This is a genomic window from Proteus sp. FZP2095, from assembly GCF_023701425.1.
In the GTDB taxonomy this organism is placed as follows: Bacteria; Pseudomonadota; Gammaproteobacteria; order Enterobacterales; family Enterobacteriaceae; genus Proteus; species Proteus cibarius.
Map to the genome: position 1 here is coordinate 1 of NZ_JAMQBJ010000014.1, position 2,349 is coordinate 2,349.

Annotated in this window: 1 rRNA gene; it reads left to right on the top strand. The window is 52.3% G+C overall.

Annotation, left to right across the window (positions count from 1 at the left end):
• A 23S ribosomal RNA gene (locus NBG71_RS18605) occupies window positions 1-2,303 on the top strand; the annotation flags it as partial.
• Window positions 2,304-2,349 lie beyond the last annotated feature (46 nt).

Consider the following 2,349-nt stretch of genomic DNA (forward strand, 5'->3'; position numbering starts at 1 on the left):
AGGTTAACCGTATAGGGGAGCCGTAGGGAAACCGAGTCTTAACTGGGCGAATGAGTTGCAGGGTATAGACCCGAAACCCGGTGATCTATCCATGGGCAGGTTGAAGGTTGGGTAACACTAACTGGAGGACCGAACCGACTAATGTTGAAAAATTAGCGGATGACTTGTGGATGGGGGTGAAAGGCCAATCAAACCGGGAGATAGCTGGTTCTCCCCGAAAGCTATTTAGGTAGCGCCTCGTGAACTCATCTTCGGGGGTAGAGCACTGTTTCGACTAGGGGGTCATCCCGACTTACCAACTCGATGCAAACTGCGAATACCGAAGAATGTTATCACGGGAGACACACGGCGGGTGCTAACGTCCGTCGTGAAGAGGGAAACAACCCAGACCGCCAGCTAAGGTCCCAAAGTCATGGTTAAGTGGGAAACGAAGTGGGAAGGCTCAGACAGCCAGGATGTTGGCTTAGAAGCAGCCATCATTTAAAGAAAGCGTAATAGCTCACTGGTCGAGTCGGCCCGCGCGGAAGATGTAACGGGGCTAAACCATGCACCGAAGCTGCGGCAGCGACACTAAGTGTTGTTGGGTAGGGGAGCGTTCTGTAAGCCTGCGAAGGTGTACTGTGAGGTATGCTGGAGGTATCAGAAGTGCGAATGCTGACATAAGTAACGATAATGCGGGTGAAAAACCCGCACGCCGGAAGACCAAGGGTTCCTGTCCAACGTTAATCGGGGCAGGGTGAGTCGACCCCTAAGGCGAGGCTGAAAAGCGTAGTCGATGGGAAACGGGTTAATATTCCCGTACTGGTGGTAACTGCGATGGGGGAACGGAGAAGGCTAGGTTGTCCGGGCGACGGTCGTCCCGGTTCAAGCATGTAGGCAGAGTGATTAGGCAAATCCGGTCACTTAATGCTGAGGTGTGATGACGAACCACTAAGGTGGTGAAGCAATTGATGCCCTGCTTCCAGGAAAAGCCTCTAAGCTTCAGGTTACCAACAATCGTACCCCAAACCGACACAGGTGGTCAGGTAGAGAATACTCAGGCGCTTGAGAGAACTCGGGTGAAGGAACTAGGCAAAATGGTGCCGTAACTTCGGGAGAAGGCACGCTGGCGGTAAGTGAAGTCCCTTGCGGACGGAGCCGAAGCCAGTCGAAGATACCAGCTGGCTGCAACTGTTTATTAAAAACACAGCACTGTGCAAACACGAAAGTGGACGTATACGGTGTGACGCCTGCCCGGTGCTGGAAGGTTAATTGATGGGGTTATCCTTAGGGAGAAGCTCTTGATCGAAGCCCCAGTAAACGGCGGCCGTAACTATAACGGTCCTAAGGTAGCGAAATTCCTTGTCGGGTAAGTTCCGACCTGCACGAATGGCGTAATGATGGCCAGGCTGTCTCCACCCGAGACTCAGTGAAATTGAACTCGCTGTGAAGATGCAGTGTACCCGCGGCAAGACGGAAAGACCCCGTGAACCTTTACTATAGCTTGACACTGAACATTGAGCCTTGATGTGTAGGATAGGTGGGAGACTATGAAGTGTGGACGCCAGTCTGCATGGAGTCAACCTTGAAATACCACCCTTTAACGTTTGATGTTCTAACCTAGGTCCATAATCTGGATCGGGGACCGTGTCTGGTGGGTAGTTTGACTGGGGCGGTCTCCTCCTAAAGAGTAACGGAGGAGCACGAAGGTTGGCTAAGCATGGTCGGACATCATGCGGTTAGTGCAAAGGCATAAGCCAGCTTGACTGTGAGAGTGACGGCTCGAGCAGGTACGAAAGTAGGTCTTAGTGATCCGGTGGTTCTGAATGGAAGGGCCATCGCTCAACGGATAAAAGGTACTCCGGGGATAACAGGCTGATACCGCCCAAGAGTTCATATCGACGGCGGTGTTTGGCACCTCGATGTCGGCTCATCACATCCTGGGGCTGAAGTAGGTCCCAAGGGTATGGCTGTTCGCCATTTAAAGTGGTACGCGAGCTGGGTTTAGAACGTCGTGAGACAGTTCGGTCCCTATCTGCCGTGGGCGTTGGAAGATTGAGAGGGGTTGCTCCTAGTACGAGAGGACCGGAGTGAACGCACCACTGGTGTTCGGGTTGTCATGCCAATGGCATTGCCCGGTAGCTAAGTGCGGAAGAGATAACCGCTGAAAGCATCTAAGCGGGAAACTTGCCTCGAGATGAGTCTTCCCTGTCACCTAGAGTGACCTAAAGGAACGTTTAAGACTAAGACGTTGATAGGCTGGGTGTGTAAGCGTAGCGATACGTTGAGCTAACCAGTACTAATGAACCGTGAGGCTTAACCTGACAACACCGAAGGTGTTTTGTCTGAGAGACGACAGTAGATGAAGTA